We start from the raw sequence: 21,063 nt of genomic DNA, 5'->3' as shown, positions 1-21,063 counted from the left end.
CGCCTCCGCTGACCGCTCAGTCCTCCGTGGACTCCAGGCGCAGGGCGATCGAGTTGATGCAGTAGCGCTGGTCCGTGGGGGTGGGGTAGCCCTCGCCCTCGAAGACGTGGCCCAGGTGGGAGCCGCAGCGGGCGCAGCGGACCTCGGTGCGGACCATGCCGTGGGAGCGGTCGTCGATCAGCTCGACGGCCGCGGAGTCCTTCGGGTCGTAGAAGCTCGGCCAGCCGCAGTGGCTCTCGAACTTCTCCGTGGAGCGGAAGAGCTCCGCGCCGCAGGCGCGGCAGGAGTAGACGCCCGCGGTCTTCGTGTCGGTGTACTCACCCCGGAAGGCGGGCTCGGTGCCGGCCTTGCGGAGCACCTGGTACTCCGCGGGGGAGAGCTCCGCGCGCCACTGCTCGTCCGACTTCTCGACCTCGTACGCCATGTCGCTCGCCTTTCGGGGTTACGGCTTTCCGGTTCAGCTCTCCAGGCGGGCCAGGATCTTCGGACCGAGGTCCGTGACGTCTCCCGCCCCCATGGTCAGAACCAGATCGCCGGGGCGGGCCATTCCCGCGACGACGTCCGGGATGGCGGCCATGTCGTGCTCGGCGCGCACGTCGGCGCCGGCGGCGACGGCGGCGTCGATGATCAGGGCGCTGGTGACGCCGGGGACCGGGTCCTCGCGGGCCGGGTAGATGTCCAGGACCACGGAGCCGTCGGCGAGCGCGAGGGCCCGGCCCATCTCGGTGCCGAGCTCCTGGGTGCGGGAGAACAGGTGCGGCTGGAAGACGACCAGGACGCGGGAGCCGGCGGCGGCGCCGCGGATGGCCTCCAGGTCGGCGGTCATCTCGGTGGGGTGGTGGGCGTAGGAGTCGATGACCTGCACGCCGGCCGCCTCGCCCTTGAGCTGGAGGCGGCGCTTGACGCCGGTGTACTTGCCGATCGCCGAGGCCAGGTTGTGCGCGGGGATGCCCAGGGCGATGCCCGCGGCGAGGGCGGCGACGGCGTTGTGCGCGTAGTGGCGGCCGGGGACGGAGACCGTGAAGGTCAGCATCTTGCCGTTCAGGAGGACGGTGACCTCGCTGGTCAGGCCGCGCGGGGTGACCTTCAGGACGCGCACGTCGGCGTCCTCGGCCTCACCGTAGGTGACGACCTCGATGTCGTGGCGGCCGGAGATGCGCTCAGTGAGCTCGCGGGCGCCCGACTGGTCCGCGGCGACGACGAGCGTGCCGCCCGGGCGGATCCGGCCCACGAACGTCTCGAACGACTCGTAGATCTCGTCCATCGACGCGTAGTTCGCGTGGTGGTCGAGCTCCACGTTGAGGATGATCGCGACCTCGGGCGCGTACTTGTGGAAACTGCGGTCGCTCTCGTCCGCCTCGGCGACGAAGATCTCGCCGGCGCCGTGCCGGGCGTTGGAGCCCGGGGCGTCCAGGTCGCCGCCGATGGCGTACGACGGGTCGAGGCCCAGCGCGTCCAGGGCGACCGCGAGCATCGACGTCGTGGTCGTCTTGCCGTGGGTGCCGGCGACCGCGATCGGGCGCAGGCCGTCCATCAGGCGGGCGAGGGCGTCCGAGCGGTGCACGACGGGGATGCCGCGCTCGGCGGCCGCGGCCAGCTCGGGGTTGTCCTCGCGGATGGCGCTGGAGACGACGACGCAGGTGGCGTCCTCGGCCAGGTGCCCGGCGGCGTGCCCGATGTGCACCGTCGCGCCCAGGGCGCGCAGCGCCTCGGCGGTCGCGGACTCCTTCGCGTCGCTGCCCGCGACCTTCGCGCCGCGCTGGGCGAGGATCTTCGCGATGCCCGACATGCCGGCGCCGCCGATGCCGATGAAGTGCGGTCGGTCCATCGTCGTGGGGACGGCCGGTGCCATGTGCGGTGCTCCCTGTCGCAGCGTGCTGGGTGTCAGGGACCGATTCTTGCACCCCGCGGTGACAGTCCCGCCCTCCCCCGTCACACCGCCCTGATCAGCCCCGCCGCCAGGCCCGCCGCGATCGCCGCCGTGCGACTGTCGACGCCCAGCTTTCCGTAGATGTGGACGAGGTGGGTCTTGACGGTCGCCTCGCTGATGAACAAGCGGCGGGAGATCTGCTTGTTGGCCAGGCCCTCGGCCACCAGCCCGAGGATCTCCGTCTCGCGCTGGGTGAGGGCGGGCCTGCCTCCGCCACGTACGCGGCCGAGCAGCCGGGCGGCGACGGGCGGGGCGAGGACGGTCTCGCCGCGGGCGGCGGCGTGGACGGCGGCGGCGACGTCCTCGGGCGGGGCGTCCTTGAGGAGGTAGCCGGTGGCCCCGGCCTCGACGGCGGCGAGGATGTCGGCGTCGGTGCTGTAGGTGGTGAGGATGAGGACGGCGGGCGGGGAGGGCAGCGCGGTGATGCGGCGGGTGGCCTCGACGCCGTGCATGCCGTCGCCCATCTGGAGGTCCATGAGGACGACGTCCGGGCGGGTGCCGGCGTCGAGGAGCCGCAGGGCCGCGGCGCCGTCGGCGGCTTCCCCGGCGGCCTCCACGTCGGGGAGGTCGTCGACCATGGCGCGCAGGCCGCGGCGGACGACGGGGTGGTCGTCGACGATCAGTACGCGGATCTGCTCCGCAGGGGTTGCTTCCATCCCACCGGTCGCGTCGGTCGGCCCGCTCATGCCGCGGCCCCCGTCGGGGCGGTAGCGGCTGGTTCGAGGACGCCCCCGCTTCGTATGTCCGCGGAACAAGCCCCCGGATCCACCGGAACCGTCGCCGCGATCGCCGTGCCCTCGCCCGGGGCCGATTCCACGGTGAGGGTGCCGCCGAGGGCGGCGATGCGTTCGCGCATGCCGTGCAGGCCGAAGGTGCGGCGGCCGTCGGCACGGCCGTCGCCGGGGGTGAAGCCGGCGCCGTCGTCGTAGACGTCGAGCGTGACCTGCCCGTCGAGGAAGGCGAGGGTGACGGCGGTGTGCTCGGCGTGGGCGTGGCGGGCGACGTTGGCGAGGGCCTCCTGCGTGAGGCGCAGCAGGGCGACCTCGGTCTCCATGGGGAGCGTGCAGGGGTCGCCGTCGAGGCGGAAGACGGCCCCGGGGACGGTGCGCGCGGTGACCCGGCGCAGCGCCTCGGGCAGGGGCGCGTCCTCCAGGGCGGGCGGGGTGAGGGCCTGGACGAAGCGGCGGGCCTCGGCGAGGTTGTCGGAGGCGGTCAGCCCGATCTCGCGGACGTGCTCGCGGGCGGTCCCGGGGGCGGCGGTCTCGGCGGCGCGGGCGAGCAGGACGATGCTGGACAGGCCCTGGGCGAGGGTGTCGTGGATCTCGCGGGCGAGCCGCTGGCGCTCGGCGAGCCGGCCGGCCTCGCGCTGGGCGGCGGCGAGCTCGTCGCGGGTGCGCAGCAGGTCGTCGATGAGCTGCTGGCGCTTGCGGCTCTCGCGGTAGAGCGCGGCGTAGCCGTAGCCGGTGAGGATGGCGACGGCGGCGCCGGCGGCGGGGCCGATCACCTTGGCGGCGGTGAGCCCGCCGGGCGCGGCGGCCTGGGCGGCCACGACGGCGGCGGTGGCCGCTGCGATGGCGGGGTGCGCCCAGCGGACGGGCAGGGCGCCCTGGAAGAGGAAGAACAGCGGGAAGGCGACGTAGCTGAAGCCGTGGTCCATGGCGAGCAGCAGCAGCCACAGGGCGGTGACGGCGGTGAGCCAGAGCCCGGGACGGGCGGTGGGCCGGACGACGCCGAAGCCGTAGACGGCGGCGAGCACGGCGACGGGGAGCAGGACCGCGAAGGGCCCGGTCCCGGCGACGGCGGGTGCGGCGGCGACGGCGAGGAGCACGTAGAAGGAGCCGTGCAGCGCGATGCGGACCAGGCGCACGGAGGGCATGTCGGCGCCGGGCGGGGAAAGGGGCGTTCGGCTCACCCCATCGAGCGTACGGGCCCGTGCCCGGGGGCCCGCCCGCTCCCGCCCTCAACCGTTCGATTGATTTTCGGGTGCACCGTACGGAGGGGCCGCGGACCAGTCCTTGCCCTGATGGCGGCGGAGCGTCCGCGCGGGAGCGTGGAGGGGTCCTGTTCACAGCCTGGCGCCGGCCGGAGGTAGAGGGTCCTTGTTCGTCGCGCTCCGTGACATCCGTTTCGCCCGGGGGCGGTTCGCCCTGATGGGTGCGGTGGTCACGCTCATCACGACCCTCGTGGTCTTTCTCTACGGCCTGACCGACGGCCTGGCGCGCGAGGCGTCGTCGGCAGTGGCGGGCCTGCCGGCCGGCCGGATCGTCTTCGGTGCGCCCGCCGGGGCCGGGCCGGAGGTGTCGTTCTCGAACAGCTCGGTGGACGCCGGGCAGCAGCGGGCCTGGCGGGAGGCGCCGGGCGTACGGTCCGCCGAGCCGTTCGGCGTGGCGATGACGCGGCTGACGGCGGGCGGCAGGGCGTCGTCGGTGAGCGTGTTCGGGACGCCGGACCGGCTGCGGCCCGCCCTGCTCTCGGGCCGGGCCCCGGACAGCCGCGAGGTGGCCGTGAGCGAGCGCGTCGCGCGCGACGCCGGCCTGCGCCCCGGCGACCGCGTCACCCTCGGCACCGAGGAGCTGACCGTCTCGGGCGTCACCGAGGACCGCAGCCACGGCCACGCCCCGGCCGTGTGGACGACGCTCGCGGCATGGCAGCGGGTGAGCCACCAGGCGCGGCCGACCGCGCTCGCCGTCGACGGCGGCGGGCGCCCGGCCGGGGACGCCGCGCGGTCCACGAAGGCGGTCTCCGTCGGCGAGGCCCTGGACGGGATCGACGGCTACGCCGCCGAGCACGGCACCCTGCGGATGATCCAGGGCTTCCTGTTCGTCGTGAGCGCCCTGGTCGTGGGCGCCTTCTTCACCGTGTGGACGGTGCAGCGCAGGCCGGACATCGCGGTGCTCAAGGCGGTGGGCGCGAGCAGCGCCTACCTCGTACGGGACGCGCTCGGGCAGGCCGCGGTCGTGCTGGCCGCCGGGTCCGTGCTCGGCGCCGCGGCGGGCGCGGCCGGCGGGGCGCTCGCGTCGGCGTCGGTGCCGTTCGAGCTGGGCGCGGCGACCGTGGCCGTGCCCGTGGCGGCCATGGTGCTGCTGGGCCTGGCCGGCTCCGCCCTCGCCGTACGCCGCATCACGTCCGTCGACCCGCTGACCGCCCTGGGAGCCTCCCGGTGAACACCGCCCCCGCACAGTCGCTGACAGCCCCCGCCCTGTCGCTGAAATCCGTCACTCTCACCTACCCGGACGGCGACCGCCGGCTGACCGCCCTCGACGCGGTGTCCCTGGACGTGGCGCCCGGCGAGCTCGTCGCCGTCGCCGGGCCCTCCGGCTCGGGGAAGTCGAGCCTGCTCGCGGTGGCGGCCACGCTGCTGCGCCCCGACGAGGGGCGCGTGACCGTGGCCGGGCAGGACACCGGGCCGATGACCGCCCGGGCCCGCACGGCGCTGCGCCGGGAGCGGATCGGCATCGTCTTCCAGCAGGCGAACCTGCTGCCGTCGCTGACCGCGGAGGAGCAGCTGCTGGCGGTGGAGCACGTACGGGGCGGGGCGAGGGGCCTGCGCGTACGGAGCGGAGTGAAGGGCGTACGGGACGCCCGGGCGCGGGCCGCGGAGCTGCTGGAGTCGGTGGGCCTGGACGCGGCGAAGCGGCGCCGCCGCCCGCACCAGCTCTCCGGGGGCGAGCGGCAGCGGGTGAACATCGCCCGCGCGCTGTCCGGCGGCCCGTCCGTCCTGCTGGTGGACGAGCCGACGTCGGCGCTGGATCACGAGCGCGGCGAGCGGGTGGTGGAGCTGCTCGCCGCGGTGACCCGGGCGCACGGGACGGCCACGGTGCTGGTGACGCACGACCGGGCGCTGCTCGGCCGCGCGGACCGGGTGCTGGAGATGGCCGACGGGCGGCTGCGCTGACGCCCGCCGAGGTGCCGCCCGCCTCCCCTCACCCCTCTCCCACGTCGCCCAGGGCGTAGTCCTCCTCGTCGTTGTGGGCGTAGAGCTTGAGGACGGGCACGCCGACCTTGTGCCGGGCCCGGGAGGCCCAGTCGCGGTGGAAGAACTCCTCCACCAGGTGCGGTGCGGTCAGCACGATCACCTCGTCGGCGTGGGTCTGCTCGACGACGGACCGCAGCAGGTCCAGCGGGTGACCCTCGACGAGCTGGCCCACGGCCTCGCAGCCCGCGTCCCGCAGGAGGCGGAGCGAGTGCTCCAGGGCGACGGCGGCCGGGCGGAGGGCCTGCTCGCCCTCCGGTTCGTCGGCCTCGTGCATCGCCCGCTCCAGCTCGCCGAGTGCGACGTCGTCGATGGCGCGCAGGAGCCGGTCCTCGGCGCCTCTGGGCTGCATGAGCACCACGAAGGACATCTGGTCGTCGTGGAGGGTCGTGACGAAGTCGACGTCGGTGGCGGACAGCGGCTGCTCGATCATCAATACGCTCGTGAACACGGTGGGAGCCCTTCTCCTTCGTGGGCCACCGGCCCAACGGCCAACAGAAACCATCCTGCGCGTGCCCCCCTGGGCCCGCCTGTTCTGGTCACGTGCCCCGGCGGGCACGTCCGACTCAATTCTGCCCACCGACGGGTAACCGGAACGGGATATTCCGCCGATTGTCAGATTCTGTGGTACCGGCTGAACAGAAATCCTCCCTCTTCGAGGAGCGAGGCGAGGACGAATCGTTCCGGCACGGGCATCCCGGGACCGTTCACGATCCGGGTCGCCGTGCCGCCCGCGACCAGCGGCGCGAGCGTCAGGCACAGCTCGTCGAGCACGCCCGCCGCCGCGAACTGCCCCAGCAGCCGCGGGCCGCCCTCGGTGAGCAGCCTGGTCAGCCCGCGCTCGGCCAGCACCTGCGGCACCAGCGCGGGGTCCACCCGGCGCCCCTCGCCGGCCACGAGCACCTCGGCCCCGGCCGCGCGGGCCGCGGCGACCCGCTCCACGGGGGCGTCCGCACCCGTCAGCACGAGGGTCGGCACCAGCGGCTCGCGGAACAAGGGCAGGGTGAAGTCCAGGTCGAGCCCCGCGCTCACGATCGCGATCACCGGCGCGGGCCCCTGGCCGAGCGCCGCCCGGCGCGCCGCGAACGCCTCGCGGGCGCGGGCGGGCCGGTAGCCCTCCTGACGCACGGTCTCCGCGCCGACGACGACCGCGTCCGCGAGGCCGCGCAGCGTGCCGAAGACGCGCATGTCGGCGGCGGAGGACAGCGGCTGCGAGCGCCCGTCGTGGTGGGCCGCGCCGTCCAGCGAGGAGACCATGTTGGCGCGCAGCCATGCCCTCGGCCCGGCGCCGTCGCCGCTCCCGGCCGCGGCCTCCGGATAGGCGTAGGCCTCGGCGAGCTCCTCCAGCTCCCAGGTGCGGTCCTCCGAAGGGGCCGAAGAGTCCGAAGACCCGGCGGGGGAGGACGAAGACGGCAGGGGCACAGGGAACAGGCGTCGCATAGGCCGCAGTGTGACATGCCTCGCTCTTCCGGCGGCCGGCAGCCGGCGTTCAGCGGCTAGGCTGGAGAGCTGTGTCACCCACCACCGCCTCCGCTTCCGGCGCAGCCGCCTCTCCGGCCCCGTCGGCCCCTGCCGACCCCTCGGGCCCGATACCCGGCGCCGGTACCGGCTCCCCGATAGCGCTGACCTCCCGCGCCCCGCACGTGCCGGCCGACCGCCTGGTCGCCGAGATGGTGCCGCCGCCCCGCTTCGGCACGGTCCGCTTCGACAACTACATACCGGCGCCCGACCAGCCCAGCCAGGCCGAGGCCGTCCAGGTGCTCAGCGGCTTCGCGGCGGGCCTCGGCGGCGCGAGCGCCACGGGCGGGGGCCGCAAGCGCTGGTTCCGGCGCGAGGCGAAGCCGGCCGCGGCCGCCGGCCCGCGCGGCGTCTACCTCGACGGCGGGTTCGGCGTCGGCAAGACCCACCTGCTGGCCTCCCTGTGGCACGCCACCCCGGCCGCCCCGGAGCTGAAGGCGTTCGGCACCTTCGTGGAGCTGACCAACCTCGTCGGCGCCCTGGGCTTCCAGCAGGCCGTCAAGACCCTCAGCGGCCACCGCCTCCTGTGCATCGACGAGTTCGAGCTCGACGACCCGGGCGACACCGTCCTCGTCTCCAGCCTGCTGGGCAAGCTGGTGGAGGCGGGCGTCGCGCTCGCCGCGACCTCCAACACGCTGCCGGGCAAGCTCGGCGAGGGCCGGTTCGCCGCGGCGGACTTCCTGCGCGAGATACAGGGGCTGTCGGCCCACTTCCGCCCCCTGCGCATCGACGGCGAGGACTACCGTCACCGCGGCCTGCCGCAGGCGCCCGCCCCGTACGACGATATGACCGTCACCCGTACGGCTGAATCCACCGAGGGTGCCTCGCTCGACGCCTTCCCCGCGCTGCTGGAGCACCTCTCCAAGGTCCACCCCAGCCGCTACGGCGCGATGTGCGACTCCGTGCGGGCCGTGTGCCTGACGGGTGTGGAGCCGGTGCCGGACCAGTCCACGGCGCTGCGGCTGGTCGTCCTCGCCGACCGGCTGTACGACCGCGAGATACCGGTCCTGGCCTCCGGGCGGCCGTTCGACGAACTGTTCAGCGCGGAGATGCTGGCCGGCGGCTACCGCAAGAAGTACTTCCGGGCGATATCCCGGCTCACCGCGCTCGCGCGCGACGCGAAGCGGTTGGCCGAGGCATAACCCACAGGCCGCAGGCGGTCCGGCACCGCCGGGCCGCCCCCACGTGGTCGCTCTCCGCCGCGGCGGAAGCAGGTGCCGCGGCCGGAGTCCGGCGGACCGGGCGGCCACCGGACCGGAGTCGTCCGCCCGGCACGCTCCACAAGCGGTGAGCCCGCCCCCCGCGCGCCCTCGCGCCAGCGCCTACGGGCCCCCGCCCAACGCGCCCGCGAGCCGCCGCCGCGGGGCTCCCCCGCGGCGGCCCGGGGAGGGAGGGTGTGTACGGGTCCGGCACCGGGCTCTCCGCCACCGCCAGGAGCGCACACCATGGCCATCATCGTCACCTTCGACGTCCCCGACGGGGGACAGGACCTCTACGAGGCCGTCATCAGCCGCGTCACCGACGGGCAGGGCTTCACCCGTCTCGCCGACATCCCCAGCGCCGGGCTCATCGCCCACGTCGCCGGCCCGCTGGAGGGCGGCGGATGGCGGGTGACGGACGTGTGGGAGTCCACCGAGGCGCTGGAGAACTGGGCCAAGACCCTCGGCCCCGTCCTCGCCGACCTCGGCCACGCCGACCTGCGGCCCGCCATCACCCCGGCGCACAACGTCGTCGTCGCCTGACGGCAGCGGCGGGCACGAGGGCGCGCCGGGCCAAGGCTCCGGGGCAGGGCATACAGTGCCGTGGTGACCCCCCTCCCCACGCCTCGTCGCCGGCCGGCCCGTCACGCCCTCGCGCCCGCGCTCGCCGCGCTGCTCTGCCTGCCCCTCGCCGCGTGCGGCGGCGGATCCGGCGCGGCCGAGCGCCCCAAAAGCGCGCCGTCCGGGGCCGCTTCACCGGCCGGGACGCCGCCGGCGCGGAGCGGGCCGGACCCGTCCGTCCGGCCCCTGGCCGCGCCCACGCTGCCGCCGGGCCCCGGCGGGGCCGTCCCCGTCTTCTCGCACGGCCGGCGCGACGGCGCCAAGCGCGTCGCGCTCACCTTCGACGCCGATATGACGGTGGATCAGGACAAGCGGGCCGCGCGCGGGGAGCGGTTCGACAACCCGCAGCTGATCGCGACGCTGCGGCGGCTGAAGGTGCCCGCCACCGTCTTCATGACGGGCAAGTGGGCCGAGCAGTACCCGGACCAGGCCAGGTCCATCGGCCGCGACCCGCTCTTCGAGGTCGCCGACCACTCGTACTCCCACCACGCGTTCTCCACGCCCTGCTACGGCCTCCCGGCCGTGGCGCCCGGCACCGCGCGGCAGGACGTGCAGCGGGCCTTCGCCGCGTTCGAGAAGGCCGGCGTGGAGCGCACCGTGCCGTACTTCCGCTTCCCCGGCGGGTGTTACGACGACGCGGTCCTGCGCGAGATCGCCCCCGCGAAGGTCACGGCCGTGCAGTGGGACGTGGTCAGCGGCGACGCGTTCGCCAAGAAGCCCGGGCCGGTCGCCGACCAGGTCCTGGCCCAGGTCAAGCCCGGCTCGGTCGTGGTCATGCACTGCACGCACAGCGCGGCACCGGCCACCGAGGAGGCGATCCGGCGCATCGTGCCGGAGCTGCGGGCCCGCGGCTACGAACTGGTCCGGGTCTCGGACCTCATCGGCGGCGGCTGACCACCGGCCGGAGCGGGCCGTGCGCTCAGCCGGAACAGGCGGTGCGCTACGTCCGCCGGGAGGCGAGCGCGCAGGCCACCGCGACGGCTCCGGCCGCCAGGGCGCCCGCGGCGGCGAGCGGCAGCAGCGGTACGTGCACGACGCCCGTACGGGACCCGGTGACCAGTCCGGTCACGGCGGCGTTCGCGGGCGACGCCCCGGCGAACAGCACGACGACCGTGGCGATCAGCGCCGACGGCACGGCCCACGCGGTGCTGCGCAGCAGCGGCCGGTTGCACAGCGCCCCGACCGCCGTCCCGAGCAGCGCGCAGGCCGCCGCGGACACCAGCCCGGCGGCCGTCGCGGGCCCCAGGGGGACGACGGTGTGCCGGCCGGCGGCGTGCGGGTCGCCGGCGGCCGCGGCGATCCCGCTGCCGGCGACGGCCAGCAGCAGCGCCGCGCCCAGGGCCACGGCGATCGCGGCGAGGTGCACGCGCCACGGGCCGGCAGCGGCGGCGGTGCAGTCCCGCGCGGCGGGCGGCTCGTTGGTGACGCAGACCCGGACCAGCCAGGCGGTCACGGGCAGCAGCGTGGCCGCCGCCCAGCCGGCGCAGTCCAGGACCGGCTGGCCGCCCTGCACGCCGACCGCCATGGAGCCGGCGTAGAGGAGCAGCGGCGGCAGCCAGCGGTGCGAGCGCAGGAGGAGGGCGGCCTGGTAGCGGATCAGGGCGGTCACGGGTGCGGGGCCTCCTTCACGGAGCGGATGTGCCACGGGGGCCGGGCGGTGAGGAGGGCGCGGAGGGCGTCGTCCGACTGAGGCCCGGCGACGGTCAGCCTGACGGCGCCTTCGCCGAGCGGTTCGGCGGTGCCGGGGAGGCCGTGGGGGAGCTCGGCCCCGGCCGGGCCTTCGGCGACGATGTACGTCGTGGTGTTCCGCGCTGACCGCGCGGTGTCCTCAAACGCCGTACGGGCTGAGTGGCTGCCGTGACCGGGTGAGTGGCTGCGGTCCCCGAGTTTCAGCACCTCGTACGCCTCCCCCGCCAGCCGCCCCGGGTCGTGGTCGACGAAGACCACCCGGGCCCCGGCCGCCACCCGTTCCCGTACCGCCTCGTCGAGGATGCCGCGCGACGTGCGGTCGAGGCCCGTCCACGCCTCGTCCAGGACGAGGAGGCCGGGCGGGGCCATGAGCCCTTGGGCGACGGCGACCTTCTGGCTGGTGCCCTTGGACAGTTCGGACAGCGGCGTGCCGGCGTACGCGGCGGCGCCGAACCGCTCCAGCCATGCCAGCGCGTCGCGGGAGGCGGCCGCGCGGCTGAGGCCGTGGATGCGGCCGAGGCGCGTGAGGTAGGCGCCCGCTGTCATCGGCAGCGCGGCGGGGAAGCGTTCGGGAACGTACGCGGTGCGGGGGCGCCCGGTGATCCGGCCGGCGCTCGGGGCGTCGATGCCCGCGAGCAGCCGCAGCAGCGTGGACTTTCCGCTGCCGTTGGCGCCCTCGACCCGTAACAGGCTGCCCCCGGGCAGGTCGAGGTCCAGGTCGCGCAGGATCCACGGCCCGCCGAGCCCGTAGCGGCGGCCCACCCCCGTGAGTCTCATCCGGGCAGCTTAAGGGCCGCTGCCGGGCGGCTGGCAGACTGGGGGCCGTGACCAGCCCTGACGCACCCCAGTTCGTCCTGCCCCTCGTCGTACGGATCGAGAAGGACGCCCCGCCCGCCCGGACCGACGCCCTGGAGACCGCGGCGCGCGCCGTGCTGACCCTGCTGTCGGACGAGCGGGCCGGTGCCGGGACCGGGGAGGACGGCGAGGACGGCGAGTGGGCGCAGGCCGTACGGGACTGGCAGGACTCGCGGATCCGCAAGGTGGTGCGCAGGGCGCGCGGCGCGGAGTGGCGGAAGGCGTCGGCGCTGCCGGGCATCACGGTGACCGGTGAGCGGGCGGAGGTGCGCGTCTTCCCGCCGGTCCCGCTGGACGGCTGGCCCAAGGAGCTCGTGAAGCTGCAAGTGTCGGGGACGGACCTGGACGACCCGCAGGCCCCGGCGGAGCCGGACCCCGTCCTGCCGGTGCTGTGGATGAGCCCGGAGCTGGAGATGTCGGCGGGCAAGGCGATGGCGCAGGCGGGGCACGGCGCCCAGCTGGCGTGGTGGGGTCTGGACGACGCCGCCCGCGCGGCCTGGCGCGAGGCCGGTTTCGCGCTGGCGGTGCGGACGGCGGACCCGGCGCACTGGCCGGAACTCGCGGCGAGCGGCCTGCCGGTGGTGCGGGACGCGGGCTTCACGGAGATCGCACCGGGCTCGTGCACGGTCGTGGCCGACCACCCCGCGCTCCGTCACGGGAGTGTCCGGAGGGGCTGAGGGGGTTCACAGGGAGACCTGTGATACTGGCGGAGAACATCTGTTTTGGCGCCAGGGGGTAAGGAAGTTGTCGAAAAGGACCGTGCGCGGCGCGACGGCTCTCGTCACCGCGGGCGCCGTCGCCGCGCTCGCGATGGGCCTGACCGCCTGCGATGCCGACGAGAAGGACGGGAAGAAGGACGGCGGCAAGAGCTCGGCCTCGGCCTCCTCCCCGGGCGCCGCGCAGAGCCCGGCCGGCGGTGAGGACGACTCCGGCGACAAGGACGGGAAGAAGCCCGAGGAGAAGTGGGACGGCAAGGTCAAGGTGCTCGGGGACGGCTCGACGTCCTACACGGGCCCGCAGCCGAACCAGCCCAAGCCGGAGAAGCTCAAGCCGGGCGAGAAGCCGCCGCAGTTCGTCGTCTTCTCCTGGGACGGCGCCCTGGAGGGCGACGACCACCAGTTCTCGCACTTCCGCCAGGTGGCGAAAGAGAACAACGCGAAGATGACGTTCTTCCTCACCAGCATGTATCTGCTGCCGAAGTCGAAGGCGTCGATGTACAAGCCGCCGCAGCACAAGCCGGGCGACGCGGCGATATCCTTCGCGACCGACCCGCACATCAAGGACACCCTGGTGCAGCTGCGCGGCGCGTGGCTGGACGGCAACGAAATCGGCACGCACTTCAACGGCCACTTCTGCGGAGGCAAGGGCGGCGGCGACTGGAGCGTCGCCGAGTGGAAGAGCGAGATCGAGCAGTCGTATTCCTTCGTCGAGAACTGGAAGACGAACACCGGCCTGACGAGCCTTCCGCCGCTGCCCTTCGACTTCAAGAAGGAGCTGGTGGGCGGCCGCGCCCCCTGCCTGGAGGGGCAGAAGAACATGCTGGCGGCGGCCCAGTCGTTCGGCTGGCGCTACGACGCGAGCTCGCCCGGCGACTTCCAGATCTGGCCGTCGAAGATCAACAACATCTGGAACTTCCCGCTGCAGCTGCTGCCGTACCCCAAGAGCGAGAAGCAGGTCCTGTCGATGGACTTCAACTTCCTCTACAACCAGTCCGGCGACAACACCAAGGGCGACCCGGCCAAGTACGCGGAGTGGCGGAAGCTGACCCGGGACGGCTACCTCAACGGCTTCGAGCGCGTCTACAACGGCAGCCGGGCGCCGATGTTCGTCGGCAACCACTTCGAGGACTGGAACGGCGGCATCTACATGAAGGCCGTCGAGGACGTCGTGAAGTCGGTCTGCAAGCGGGACGGGGTGCGCTGCGTGTCCTTCAAGCAGCTCGCCGACTGGCTGGACGCCCAGGACCCGAAGGTCCTGGCGAAGCTCCGCGGCCTGGACCCGGCGCAGTCCCCGGACTGGGCGACGCTCGTCAAGTAGGCCGGGCATCCGGGCGGGCCGGGGGCACGCCCCCGGCCCGCCCGTTTCTTACTTCTGCCGCACGTTCACTTCTGCTGCACGCCCGCCATGTACTTCGTCCAGATGTCGATCGGGTACGTGCTGCCGGTCGTGCCCTTCGGGGCGCCGCCCAGGCCGTCCAGCGGGAGCAGCTCCTGCGTCTTGGGGTCGATGCGGGAGAGCGAGACGGCGGTCGAGACCTTGCCGCGGTAGCCGGCGAACCACGCGGACTTGTTGCCCTGCCCGGTGCCGGTCTTGCCGGCCGCGTCGCCGGCCGCCTTGGCGGTGGTCGCCGTGCCGCGCCGGACCGCCTCCCGCAGGGCGTCGTCGACGGCGGTCGCGACGGTCTGCGGCAGGGTCCGTTCGGCCTTGGGCTTCTCGACGGGCACCTCGTTGCCGTTGCGGCTGAGCCGGTCCACGGAGTACGGCTCGCTGTGCAGGCCCTTGGCGGCGAAGGTGCCGTAGGCGCCGGCCATGCGGATGGCGCTGGGGGTCGCGGTGCCCAGGGAGAAGGCGGGCAGCTTCGTGCCGAGGCTGCTCTCCAGCAGGCCCGCGTCGACGGCGGCCTTGCCCACCCGGTCCAGGCCCACGTCCATGCCGAGCTGCATGACCGGCGTGTTCACGGACTGCGCGACGGCCTCCTTGAGGGTCACCTTCCCCCAGGACTTGCCGCCGTCGTTCACCGCCTTGACGATCTTCCCGGAGCGGTCCCAGTACGGGCCCTCGGGGGTGCGCAGGCTCACCTTGTTGTCGCCGTCGTAGACGGTGGACGCGGAGACGGGCGTACGGGGCTTGCCGCGCTCCAGCTGCACGCCGTCGCGCAGGGCGGCCGCGTAGACGAACGGTGCGAAGGCGGTGCCCGCCGGGACGACGGAGGAGTTCGCGTCGTTGAACCCCTGCTTGAGGTAGCCGGGGCCGCCGTAAAGGGCGACGATGCGGCCGTCGGTGGTGACCGACGCCGCGCCGATGCGCACGTCCTTGTCGGCGTCGCGCTTCTCGGGGTCGAGGCGGCCCTTCACCTCGTCGGCGGCCTTCGTCAGCGCCGCCATGGACGGCTTCTCGAAGGTCGTCCGGATCTGGTAGCCGCCCAGGTCGAAGTCCTTCTCGGTGACGGGCGTGTGGGCGCTCACGTACGCCCGCGCCGTGTCCACCAGATAGCCCGTCTGCCCGGTCAGGCCGGCCGGCTTGGGCGGGGCCTTGGGCTCCGGGAAGGTGGTGTAGCGGGCCCGCTCCTCCTTCGACAGCTTGCCGGTGGCGACCATCCGGTCCAGGATCCACTTCCAGCGCTCCACCGCCCGCTCGTGGTTCTTCGGGCCCATCGCCGGGTCGTAGAGGGCCGCGCCCTTGAGCAGCGAGGCCAGGAAGGCGCCCTCGCTCGCGTTGAGCTGCGAGACGTCCTTGTCGTAGTAGGCGTGGGAGGCGCGCTGGATGCCGTACGTGCCGCGGCCGAACCAGCTGGTGTTGAGGTAGCCCTCCAGGATGTCGTCCTTGCTCATCCGGTTGTCCAGCTTGATCGCGATGAACATCTCGGTGAGCTTGCGCGTGAAGGTCTGCTCCTGGTTGAGGTAGGCGTTCTTCACGTACTGCTGGGTGATCGTGGAGCCGCCCTGGGTGCTGCCGCCGGTGATCATCTTGGAGACGGCGCGGACCATGCCGCTCGGGGAGACGCCGCTGTCGGAGTAGAAGGTCTCGTTCTCGGCGGCGAGGGCGGCCCAGCGCACCTTCTCGGGGACCTTGTCCAGGTCGGTGTCCTGCCGGTTGACCTCGCCGGTGCGGGCCATCTCCGTGCCGTCGGCCCAGTAGTAGACGTTGTCCTGCTGGGTCGCGAAGGCGTTGAGGTCGGCGGGTATGTCCGTACGCGCGTACATGATCGCCACGAGTGCGGCGACGGCGCCCACGACGGAGGAGCAGAGGCCGAGGACCTGGCGCCAGGACGGTATCCAGCGGCGCCAGCCGCTGCGGCCGGGGCGGGGGTACACGGGGCGGAGGCGGCTCAGCCGGTTCAGCCGGGCCGCCCGGGCGAGCCGGCTCAGGCCGGCGAACCCGCTCTTGCGGGGGGCGGCGCGTCTACGGCGGGCAGGGCCGGAGGACCGGCTGCCGGCCGGAGCGGATAGTTTCCGGGCATGCGTGGCACGCGCCCCTCTTCGTCGCCCTTTTCGTCGTTCGAACACCGCTCGACCCTATGGGGTGCGCACCCATAGCGTAATGTTTTACTTCCTTGTAAAAGCATTAAATCTTGGGTCATACCCCGCGAAACAAGCGAAGGACCGCCGGAACACCATGGAAACAGCCACACCGCCCGTCGTGGTGCGCCTCCCCCGACGCCGCGCGAACGGGGCGCTGGAGGGCGAGGTCCTCGCCGCGCTGCAGCGGGCGGAGGGGCCGCTGACCCCGCGCGAGGTGCAGGCGCGGCTGTCCGGCGAGCTCACGTACAGCACGGTGGTGACGATCCTCTCCCGGCTCCTCAGCAAGGAGGTCCTCACCCGGACCCCGCGGGGGCGCGCGTACGCGTACGCACCGGTCACGGACGAGGCGGGGCTGGCGGCGCGCCGCATGTGCCGCATCCTCGACGGCCTCCCGGACCGCGAGGTGGTCCTGGCCCGCTTCGCCTCGGAGCTCCCCCCGGAGGACGCCCTCCTCCTCCGAGCGGTCCTGTCGGACGGCCTCGGCATCGTGATCCCGTCCCCGAGGTAGGGAGGGCGCCCGGCGGCCGGGAGCAGCCTCCTTGCCGCAGGCAAGGAATGTCCGCCGCGACGGCGAAAAACCACGACGGCGCACCCCGGCGGTGCCGGAACCACCCCAGGTCGGCTCGGCGCCGCCGGACGCCGCCGTGGTGGTTGATCACCGCCGCGGCGGAGGGATGTCGCGGGAGCCGGAGATCGCACGTCACACCCTGCGTCGTGCGCGGCGGCGCAGCAGCAGCGCCGTCGCCCCGCACGTCACGGTGCTGGTCGCCGCCAAGGCGACCGGGTCGGTCGGGTCGTCGTCCGGGGCGTCGCCGTCGACGATGTCCGTCATCACGGGATCGACCTTGCGGATGTCGCCGACCGACCGCACCGACCCGTCCGCGTTCAGCAGCACCCGCTTCCCGTTCGGGTGGGCGAAGTCGAACATGCCGAGCAGCGAGCCGGCGCGCGTGTCGAAGGACGAACCGCCGACCGGGTCGGTGTCCCAGTTCCACTCGATGAACTTCAAGATCGACGTCTGCTCGGTCGGCGTGTGGTCGATCGCGTTGACCTTGCTGTAGGGCGAGATCACGAGCAGCGGCTGCCGCGGCCCCGGCCCGCACCGCCCCGCGTGCCCGCCGGCCGCCGCGGGCGCCGCCCGGCAGGCCGGCCCGTCCAGACTCTTGCCGTGCGGGCCCTTGCCCGCGAGCCGGGAGCCGTTGCGCGGCGCCGCGTAGGCGTGGTCGTACCAGCCGTCGGAGTCGTCGTAGGCGACGACGACCGCGGTGTCCTTCCACTGCGGCGCGTTCTGGATCTTGTTGATCCACTCCACGAGGAACCGCTGTTCGTCGAGCGGCCCGGAGTAGCCCGCGTGCCCGTCCCGCGCGGCGGGGGCCTTGAGGAAGCTGACGGCGGGCAGCCGCCCCGCGCGCAGGGCGGCGTCGAAGTCGGTCAGGTCGTACTGGTGGTTCGCCCGCCCGGCGTGGCCGATCTCGGCGACGGAGCGCGGCGGGAGGTGGTGCGGGTTGGCCGTGGAGCGGTAGTACTGGAACGGCTCGTGGTGCGGGCTGTAGTCGATCACGCGCGCGCCGCCCGCGTTGGTGTGCGTACGGCCGGAGCAGCGCGCGTGGTGGCCGGGCCGGCCGTCCCAGGGGGTGCTGGGGCGGAAGCCGCCCTGGAACCAGCCCCAGGAGACGTCCTCGTCGGTGAGCACGTCCCCGATGGTGCGGCCGGTCATCTCGGCGAGGGGGCTGTGCCCGCTGCGGTCCTTGTTCGAGCAGTCGTCGTAGGCGGGCTCGGGGTCGGCGAGGACCGTGCCGACGCCGTCGGCGTCCGGCGCGGTCACGACGCGTGGATCCGGCGAGGCGGTCCGCTCGGGCCGCTCCGTGCCGGAGGCGGGGTCGGTGGAGACGACGCCGTGGGTCTGCCCGGAGACGAGGTTGAGCGCCCCGGGCGTGGACGGCCCGTACGTGGTGCTGAAGGAGCGGTCGTTCAGGGCGTAGTGCTGGGCGTAGTTCCACAGGGCGGTGACGGTGTTGCCGTCGTAGTAGTCCATGACGAGGCCGGGCTCGCCGAAGAGCCGGCCCGAGCACTTCCCGGAGTCGGTGTTCTGCACGTAGCGGTCGGCCTTCCCGCCGTTGGCGGCGTACTGCTCCGGGCCGTAGGAATGGTTCTGGTCGCAGGTGAGGGCCTGCCGGGCGGACAGCCGGCGCGGCGGGTACTGGTTGGGGTTGCGTTGCAGGAGCCCCGCCGTGCGCAGGTTGTCGACCTTGGCGGGGGTGCCGCGGGCGGCGGTGAAGCGCGTGCCGTCGGTGTTGGCGGCATGCGGGTACGTGGCGAAGTAGTGGTCGAAGGAGACGTTCTCGTCGAAGACGACGACGAGGTGCTCGACCGGGGACTCGGTCGCGCTCCAGTCGCCGGGGAGCGGGGAGCGGGCCGCGGCGGGGGACGCGCCGAGGACGGCGGTGGTGGCGAAGGCGGCGGCGAGGGCGGCGCCTCTTCTCGTACGGGTACGGGTACGGGTACGGGTGCGGCTACGGGTGCTCATGCGTGGTGGTCCTCCGGTTCAGGCCAGCAGGGCGCGGCCGTACCAGTCGGCGCGGTCCCGCACACCGGGCAGGGCGAAGAAGTACCCGCCGCCGAACGGGGTGACGTAGTCGGTGAGCGGCTCCCCTGCGAGGCGTTTCTGCACGGCGGTGAACTGGCGCACGGGGTCGCGCTGGTAGCAGCAGAAGAGCAGGCCCTGGTCGAGGGTGCCGTTGCTGTCGGTGCCGCGGTCGTAGCTGTACGAGCGGCGCAGCAGCCGGTGCGCCTCGCTGCCGGGGGTGCGGGGGTGGGCCAGGCGGATGTGGCTGTCGAGGGGGGTCACCTCGCCCGTGGGGTCGTGGGCGTAGCGGGGCGCGTCGCTCTCGCGGGCGCCGTCGAGGGGCGCGCCGGTGTCGCGGCTGCGGCCGATGACGCGCTCCTGCTCGGAGAGCGGGATGCGGTCCCAGAACTCCGTCAGCATGCGGATGAGCCGGACGACCTGGTAGCTGCCGCCGGCGGCCCACGGCGGCTCGCCGGCGTCCGGGCCGGTCCACACGAGGCGGTCCATGAGGCGGGCGTCGCGGGGATCGGGGCCGGAGGTGCCGTCCTTGAAGCCGAACAGGTTGCGGGGGGCGCCCGTGGGGCGGGGCGGGGCGGTGTGGCCGTTGATCCGCCAGCGGATCTGGAGCGCGCCGCGGGTGTGGCGGGTGAGGTCGCGCAGGGCGTGCAGGACGGTGTCGAGGCTGTCGGCGCAGAGCTGGACGGCGAGGTCGCCGTGGCACCAGGCGGGGTCGGGGTCGTCGTCAGGGAAGACGGGCATGGGGCGCAGCAGGCGGGGGGCGCGGCCGGCGAGTCCGTAGCGGTCGTCGAAGAGGGAGGCGCCGGCGGAGAGGGTGACGGCGAGGCCGCCGTCGGAGGGGAGGTCCGGGCCGAGGAGGCCGGAGTCGGGGGGCGGGGCGGTGATGCCGGTGGGGTCGGGGGTGCCGCCGGTGGTCAGGAAGCGGGCGCGGTCGGTGAGGGTACGCAGGAGGTCGGCGAGTTCGCGCCGGTCGGCGGCGGTGACGTCGAAGGAGGTGAAGGCGGTGGCGCGGGCGGGCGGGGTGAGGACGGCGGCCTGGTGGGGGCCGTGGAAGCGGGGGACCGCCGGGGGGCGGGGGGTGCCGGCGGCGGCCGGTGCCGCGAGGGCGCCGGCGGCGCCCGCGGCCAGGGCGCCGCGGAGGAGGCCGCGGCGCGGGACGCGGCGGGGGACGGGCCTCACAGCGTCCTCCGGACGTCGCAGAGCGCGGCGACGGACGCGAGGCGCTCGGTGAGGTCGCCGACGGCGGCGTCGATGCGGGCCCGTTCCGTACGGCTGAGGCGGGACAGGGGCGTCCAGCCGCCGTGGTGGGCGTGCGCGTGGGCGTCGAGGGTGCGGGCGAGGCCGCCGAGGCGGCGGTCGAGGGCCGGGAGCTCCGGGTAGCGGGTGCGGAGGAAGGGGCGGAGGCGGTCCAGGACGGCGCGGGTGGCGTCGACGTGGGCGCGGGCGGTGGCGAGGCCGGTGCCGCTGCCGTAGTCGGTGCGGCCGGTCAGTTCGGCGCGCAAGGTGTCCTCCAGGATCTCGTGCGCGCGGCGGCCGAGGTCGGCGGGGTCCATCCGGGTGCCGGCCCAGGCCGTGCGCAGGGCGCGGACGTCGCGGGCGAGGCGGTCGGTGGCGGGGATGAGGGTGCCGGGGCGCTCGTGGTGCCAGAGGCCGTGTTCGACGCGGTGGAAGCCGGTGAAGTCCGGGTCGCGCAGGCCGCGGGGCAGGCCGGCGGTGGTGCGGTCGACGGCTGCGCCCGCGTCGCCGAAGGCGTCGTAGGCGGCGCCGAGGCGGGCGTAGGCGAGGTGGGCGGTGAGCCAGCGGGTGCGGGCGGTTCGGAGGTCGCCGGTACGAACTGCTGCGTGGACGGCTGCGCGCAGGGCGTCTGTCGCTGCGGCGAGGCGGGTCATGCGGGTGGTCACCCAGTGCTGGTAGTCCAGGGTGGGCGGGATGAGGTCGTGGGCGGTGAGGGGGACGGCGGCGGGGGCGAAGCCGGCAGCCGTGCGGCCCGGGATGCGGACGGCGGGGCCGGTGACGGGGTCGGCGTCCTCGCCGAAGCACACGAACGCGTACGTGCCGGCGCCGAGCCGCGCTCGCATCGTCCGGACGGCCCCGGGCGCGATCCCTTCGGCCTCGCCGAACACGGCTCCTGTGCGGGGGTCGGTGAGCTGGACCTCGGCGGCGGTACCGGAGGTGTTGTGCAGGGTGAACGTGTGCGTACCGGGGCGGGGGTGCCGGCCCCAGCCGTGGCCGCAGCGGTGCGGCGACGCGTCGACGCGGTCGCCGGGGGGCTCCGCCCCAGCGCACCCGGCAAGGGAGAACAGGGCCCCGCCGACGGCCACAGCGGCGACGCGCGCCACCCGACCACGCCTCATCGACCGCCTCCTCCATCCCGTCCGTCCGGCACCGCCGGACACCGCCGCGGTGGTTGCACACCGCCGCGGCGGACAGTTGTTGCGCGGCAACAGCGCACG

General features: G+C 74.3%; 20 protein-coding genes. 8 read left to right on the top strand and 12 right to left on the bottom strand.

Features of this window, described 5'->3' with window-relative positions; all coding sequences use genetic code 11:
- Positions 1 to 16 precede the first annotated feature (16 nt).
- The 4 genes from msrB to PS271_RS23430 all read right to left on the bottom strand — a co-directional run bounded on the left by msrB (position 17) and on the right by PS271_RS23430 (position 3,842).
- The gene (gene msrB, locus PS271_RS23445) at positions 17 to 424 is read right to left on the bottom strand and encodes a peptide-methionine (R)-S-oxide reductase MsrB (protein WP_398384355.1); all 408 of its coding nucleotides are present in this window, start codon (positions 422 to 424) and stop codon (positions 17 to 19) included.
- A gap of 33 nt (positions 425 to 457) precedes the next feature.
- On the bottom strand, positions 458 to 1,852 hold the full coding sequence (murC, locus tag PS271_RS23440) for a UDP-N-acetylmuramate--L-alanine ligase (RefSeq protein ID WP_398384354.1): 1,395 nt from the start codon (positions 1,850 to 1,852) through the stop codon (positions 458 to 460).
- An 80-nt stretch (positions 1,853 to 1,932) separates the two neighbouring features.
- Positions 1,933 to 2,616 (bottom strand): response regulator, encoded by a 684-nt coding sequence (locus PS271_RS23435; protein ID WP_398384352.1) that lies wholly within the window; start codon positions 2,614 to 2,616, stop codon positions 1,933 to 1,935.
- A complete protein-coding gene (locus PS271_RS23430) occupies positions 2,613 to 3,842 on the bottom strand; it encodes a sensor histidine kinase (RefSeq protein WP_495656759.1) in 1,230 nt (409 codons plus the stop codon). Before PS271_RS23430 ends, PS271_RS23435 begins: the two co-directional genes overlap by 4 nt.
- A 187-nt stretch (positions 3,843 to 4,029) precedes the next feature.
- On the opposite strand from PS271_RS23430, the gene PS271_RS23425 reads away from it, so the two are divergent.
- Together PS271_RS23425 and PS271_RS23420 are read left to right on the top strand one after the other, a co-directional pair.
- A complete protein-coding gene (locus PS271_RS23425) occupies positions 4,030 to 5,094 on the top strand; it encodes an ABC transporter permease (RefSeq protein WP_398384350.1) in 1,065 nt (354 codons plus the stop codon).
- Positions 5,091 to 5,825, top strand: coding sequence for an ABC transporter ATP-binding protein (locus PS271_RS23420; RefSeq protein WP_398384348.1), 735 nt, complete (start codon positions 5,091 to 5,093; stop codon positions 5,823 to 5,825). Before PS271_RS23425 ends, PS271_RS23420 begins: the two co-directional genes overlap by 4 nt.
- A gap of 28 nt (positions 5,826 to 5,853) precedes the next feature.
- On the opposite strand, the gene PS271_RS23415 is transcribed toward PS271_RS23420, so the two are convergent.
- Positions 5,854 to 6,354 carry an indole-3-glycerol phosphate synthase gene (locus PS271_RS23415; protein WP_356273780.1) on the bottom strand — a complete coding sequence of 167 codons (501 nt, stop codon included), beginning with the start codon at positions 6,352 to 6,354 and terminating at the stop codon, positions 5,854 to 5,856.
- Between the two features lie 164 nt (positions 6,355 to 6,518).
- Complete coding sequence (locus PS271_RS23410) at positions 6,519 to 7,343, bottom strand: pyrimidine reductase family protein (protein WP_398384346.1); 825 nt, start codon at positions 7,341 to 7,343, stop codon at positions 6,519 to 6,521.
- 149 nt (positions 7,344 to 7,492) lie between these two features.
- On the opposite strand from PS271_RS23410, the gene zapE reads away from it, so the two are divergent.
- The 3 genes from zapE to PS271_RS23395 all read left to right on the top strand — a co-directional run bounded on the left by zapE (position 7,493) and on the right by PS271_RS23395 (position 10,135).
- The gene (gene zapE, locus PS271_RS23405) at positions 7,493 to 8,563 is read left to right on the top strand and encodes a cell division protein ZapE (protein ID WP_398387017.1); all 1,071 of its coding nucleotides are present in this window, start codon (positions 7,493 to 7,495) and stop codon (positions 8,561 to 8,563) included.
- 303 nt (positions 8,564 to 8,866) lie between these two features.
- The gene (locus PS271_RS23400; protein ID WP_398384345.1) at positions 8,867 to 9,163 is read left to right on the top strand and encodes a hypothetical protein; all 297 of its coding nucleotides are present in this window, start codon (positions 8,867 to 8,869) and stop codon (positions 9,161 to 9,163) included.
- A 63-nt stretch (positions 9,164 to 9,226) separates the two neighbouring features.
- Positions 9,227 to 10,135, top strand: a complete 909-nt coding sequence (locus tag PS271_RS23395) for a polysaccharide deacetylase family protein (RefSeq protein ID WP_398384343.1) — start codon at positions 9,227 to 9,229, stop codon at positions 10,133 to 10,135.
- Between the two features lie 46 nt (positions 10,136 to 10,181).
- On the opposite strand, the gene PS271_RS23390 is transcribed toward PS271_RS23395, so the two are convergent.
- Together PS271_RS23390 and PS271_RS23385 are read right to left on the bottom strand one after the other, a co-directional pair.
- Positions 10,182 to 10,850 carry an ABC transporter gene (locus PS271_RS23390; protein WP_398384341.1) on the bottom strand — a complete coding sequence of 223 codons (669 nt, stop codon included), beginning with the start codon at positions 10,848 to 10,850 and terminating at the stop codon, positions 10,182 to 10,184.
- Complete coding sequence (locus PS271_RS23385) at positions 10,847 to 11,707, bottom strand: ABC transporter ATP-binding protein (RefSeq protein ID WP_398384340.1); 861 nt, start codon at positions 11,705 to 11,707, stop codon at positions 10,847 to 10,849. Before PS271_RS23385 ends, PS271_RS23390 begins: the two co-directional genes overlap by 4 nt.
- Before the next feature lie 47 nt (positions 11,708 to 11,754).
- Between PS271_RS23385 and PS271_RS23380 the strand changes: the two genes are divergently transcribed.
- The gene (locus PS271_RS23380) at positions 11,755 to 12,462 is read left to right on the top strand and encodes a peptidyl-tRNA hydrolase (RefSeq protein WP_398384339.1); all 708 of its coding nucleotides are present in this window, start codon (positions 11,755 to 11,757) and stop codon (positions 12,460 to 12,462) included.
- A gap of 67 nt (positions 12,463 to 12,529) precedes the next feature.
- On the top strand, positions 12,530 to 13,822 hold the full coding sequence (locus PS271_RS23375) for a polysaccharide deacetylase family protein (protein WP_398384337.1): 1,293 nt from the start codon (positions 12,530 to 12,532) through the stop codon (positions 13,820 to 13,822).
- A gap of 65 nt (positions 13,823 to 13,887) precedes the next feature.
- Here the strand turns inward: PS271_RS23375 and PS271_RS23370 are convergent, their stop codons facing one another.
- Positions 13,888 to 15,819, bottom strand: coding sequence for a transglycosylase domain-containing protein (locus tag PS271_RS23370; RefSeq protein WP_398384336.1), 1,932 nt, complete (start codon positions 15,817 to 15,819; stop codon positions 13,888 to 13,890).
- Positions 15,820 to 16,120: 301 nt separating this feature from the next.
- Here PS271_RS23370 and PS271_RS23365 point away from each other — a divergent pair, with 301 nt between their 5' ends.
- Positions 16,121 to 16,534: a BlaI/MecI/CopY family transcriptional regulator gene (locus tag PS271_RS23365; protein WP_398384334.1), complete on the top strand. Its 414-nt coding sequence runs from the start codon at positions 16,121 to 16,123 to the stop codon at positions 16,532 to 16,534.
- Between the two features lie 192 nt (positions 16,535 to 16,726).
- On the opposite strand, the gene PS271_RS23360 is transcribed toward PS271_RS23365, so the two are convergent.
- Genes PS271_RS23360 through PS271_RS23350 form a run of 3 tightly spaced genes read right to left on the bottom strand, consistent with a single transcriptional unit; the run spans position 16,727 to position 20,964 of the window.
- Positions 16,727 to 18,553: a phospholipase C gene (locus PS271_RS23360; RefSeq protein ID WP_398384333.1), complete on the bottom strand. Its 1,827-nt coding sequence runs from the start codon at positions 18,551 to 18,553 to the stop codon at positions 16,727 to 16,729.
- Between the two features lie 18 nt (positions 18,554 to 18,571).
- Positions 18,572 to 19,789: a Dyp-type peroxidase gene (locus PS271_RS23355; protein ID WP_398384332.1), complete on the bottom strand. Its 1,218-nt coding sequence runs from the start codon at positions 19,787 to 19,789 to the stop codon at positions 18,572 to 18,574.
- Positions 19,786 to 20,964, bottom strand: coding sequence for an imelysin family protein (locus PS271_RS23350; protein WP_398384330.1), 1,179 nt, complete (start codon positions 20,962 to 20,964; stop codon positions 19,786 to 19,788). Before PS271_RS23350 ends, PS271_RS23355 begins: the two co-directional genes overlap by 4 nt.
- Positions 20,965 to 21,063 lie beyond the last annotated feature (99 nt).

This window comes from Streptomyces sp. SCA2-17 (genome assembly GCF_044336695.1).
The sequence above is the reverse complement of the archived record's forward strand: the minus strand, read 5'-3'. Positions and strand labels throughout refer to the sequence as shown.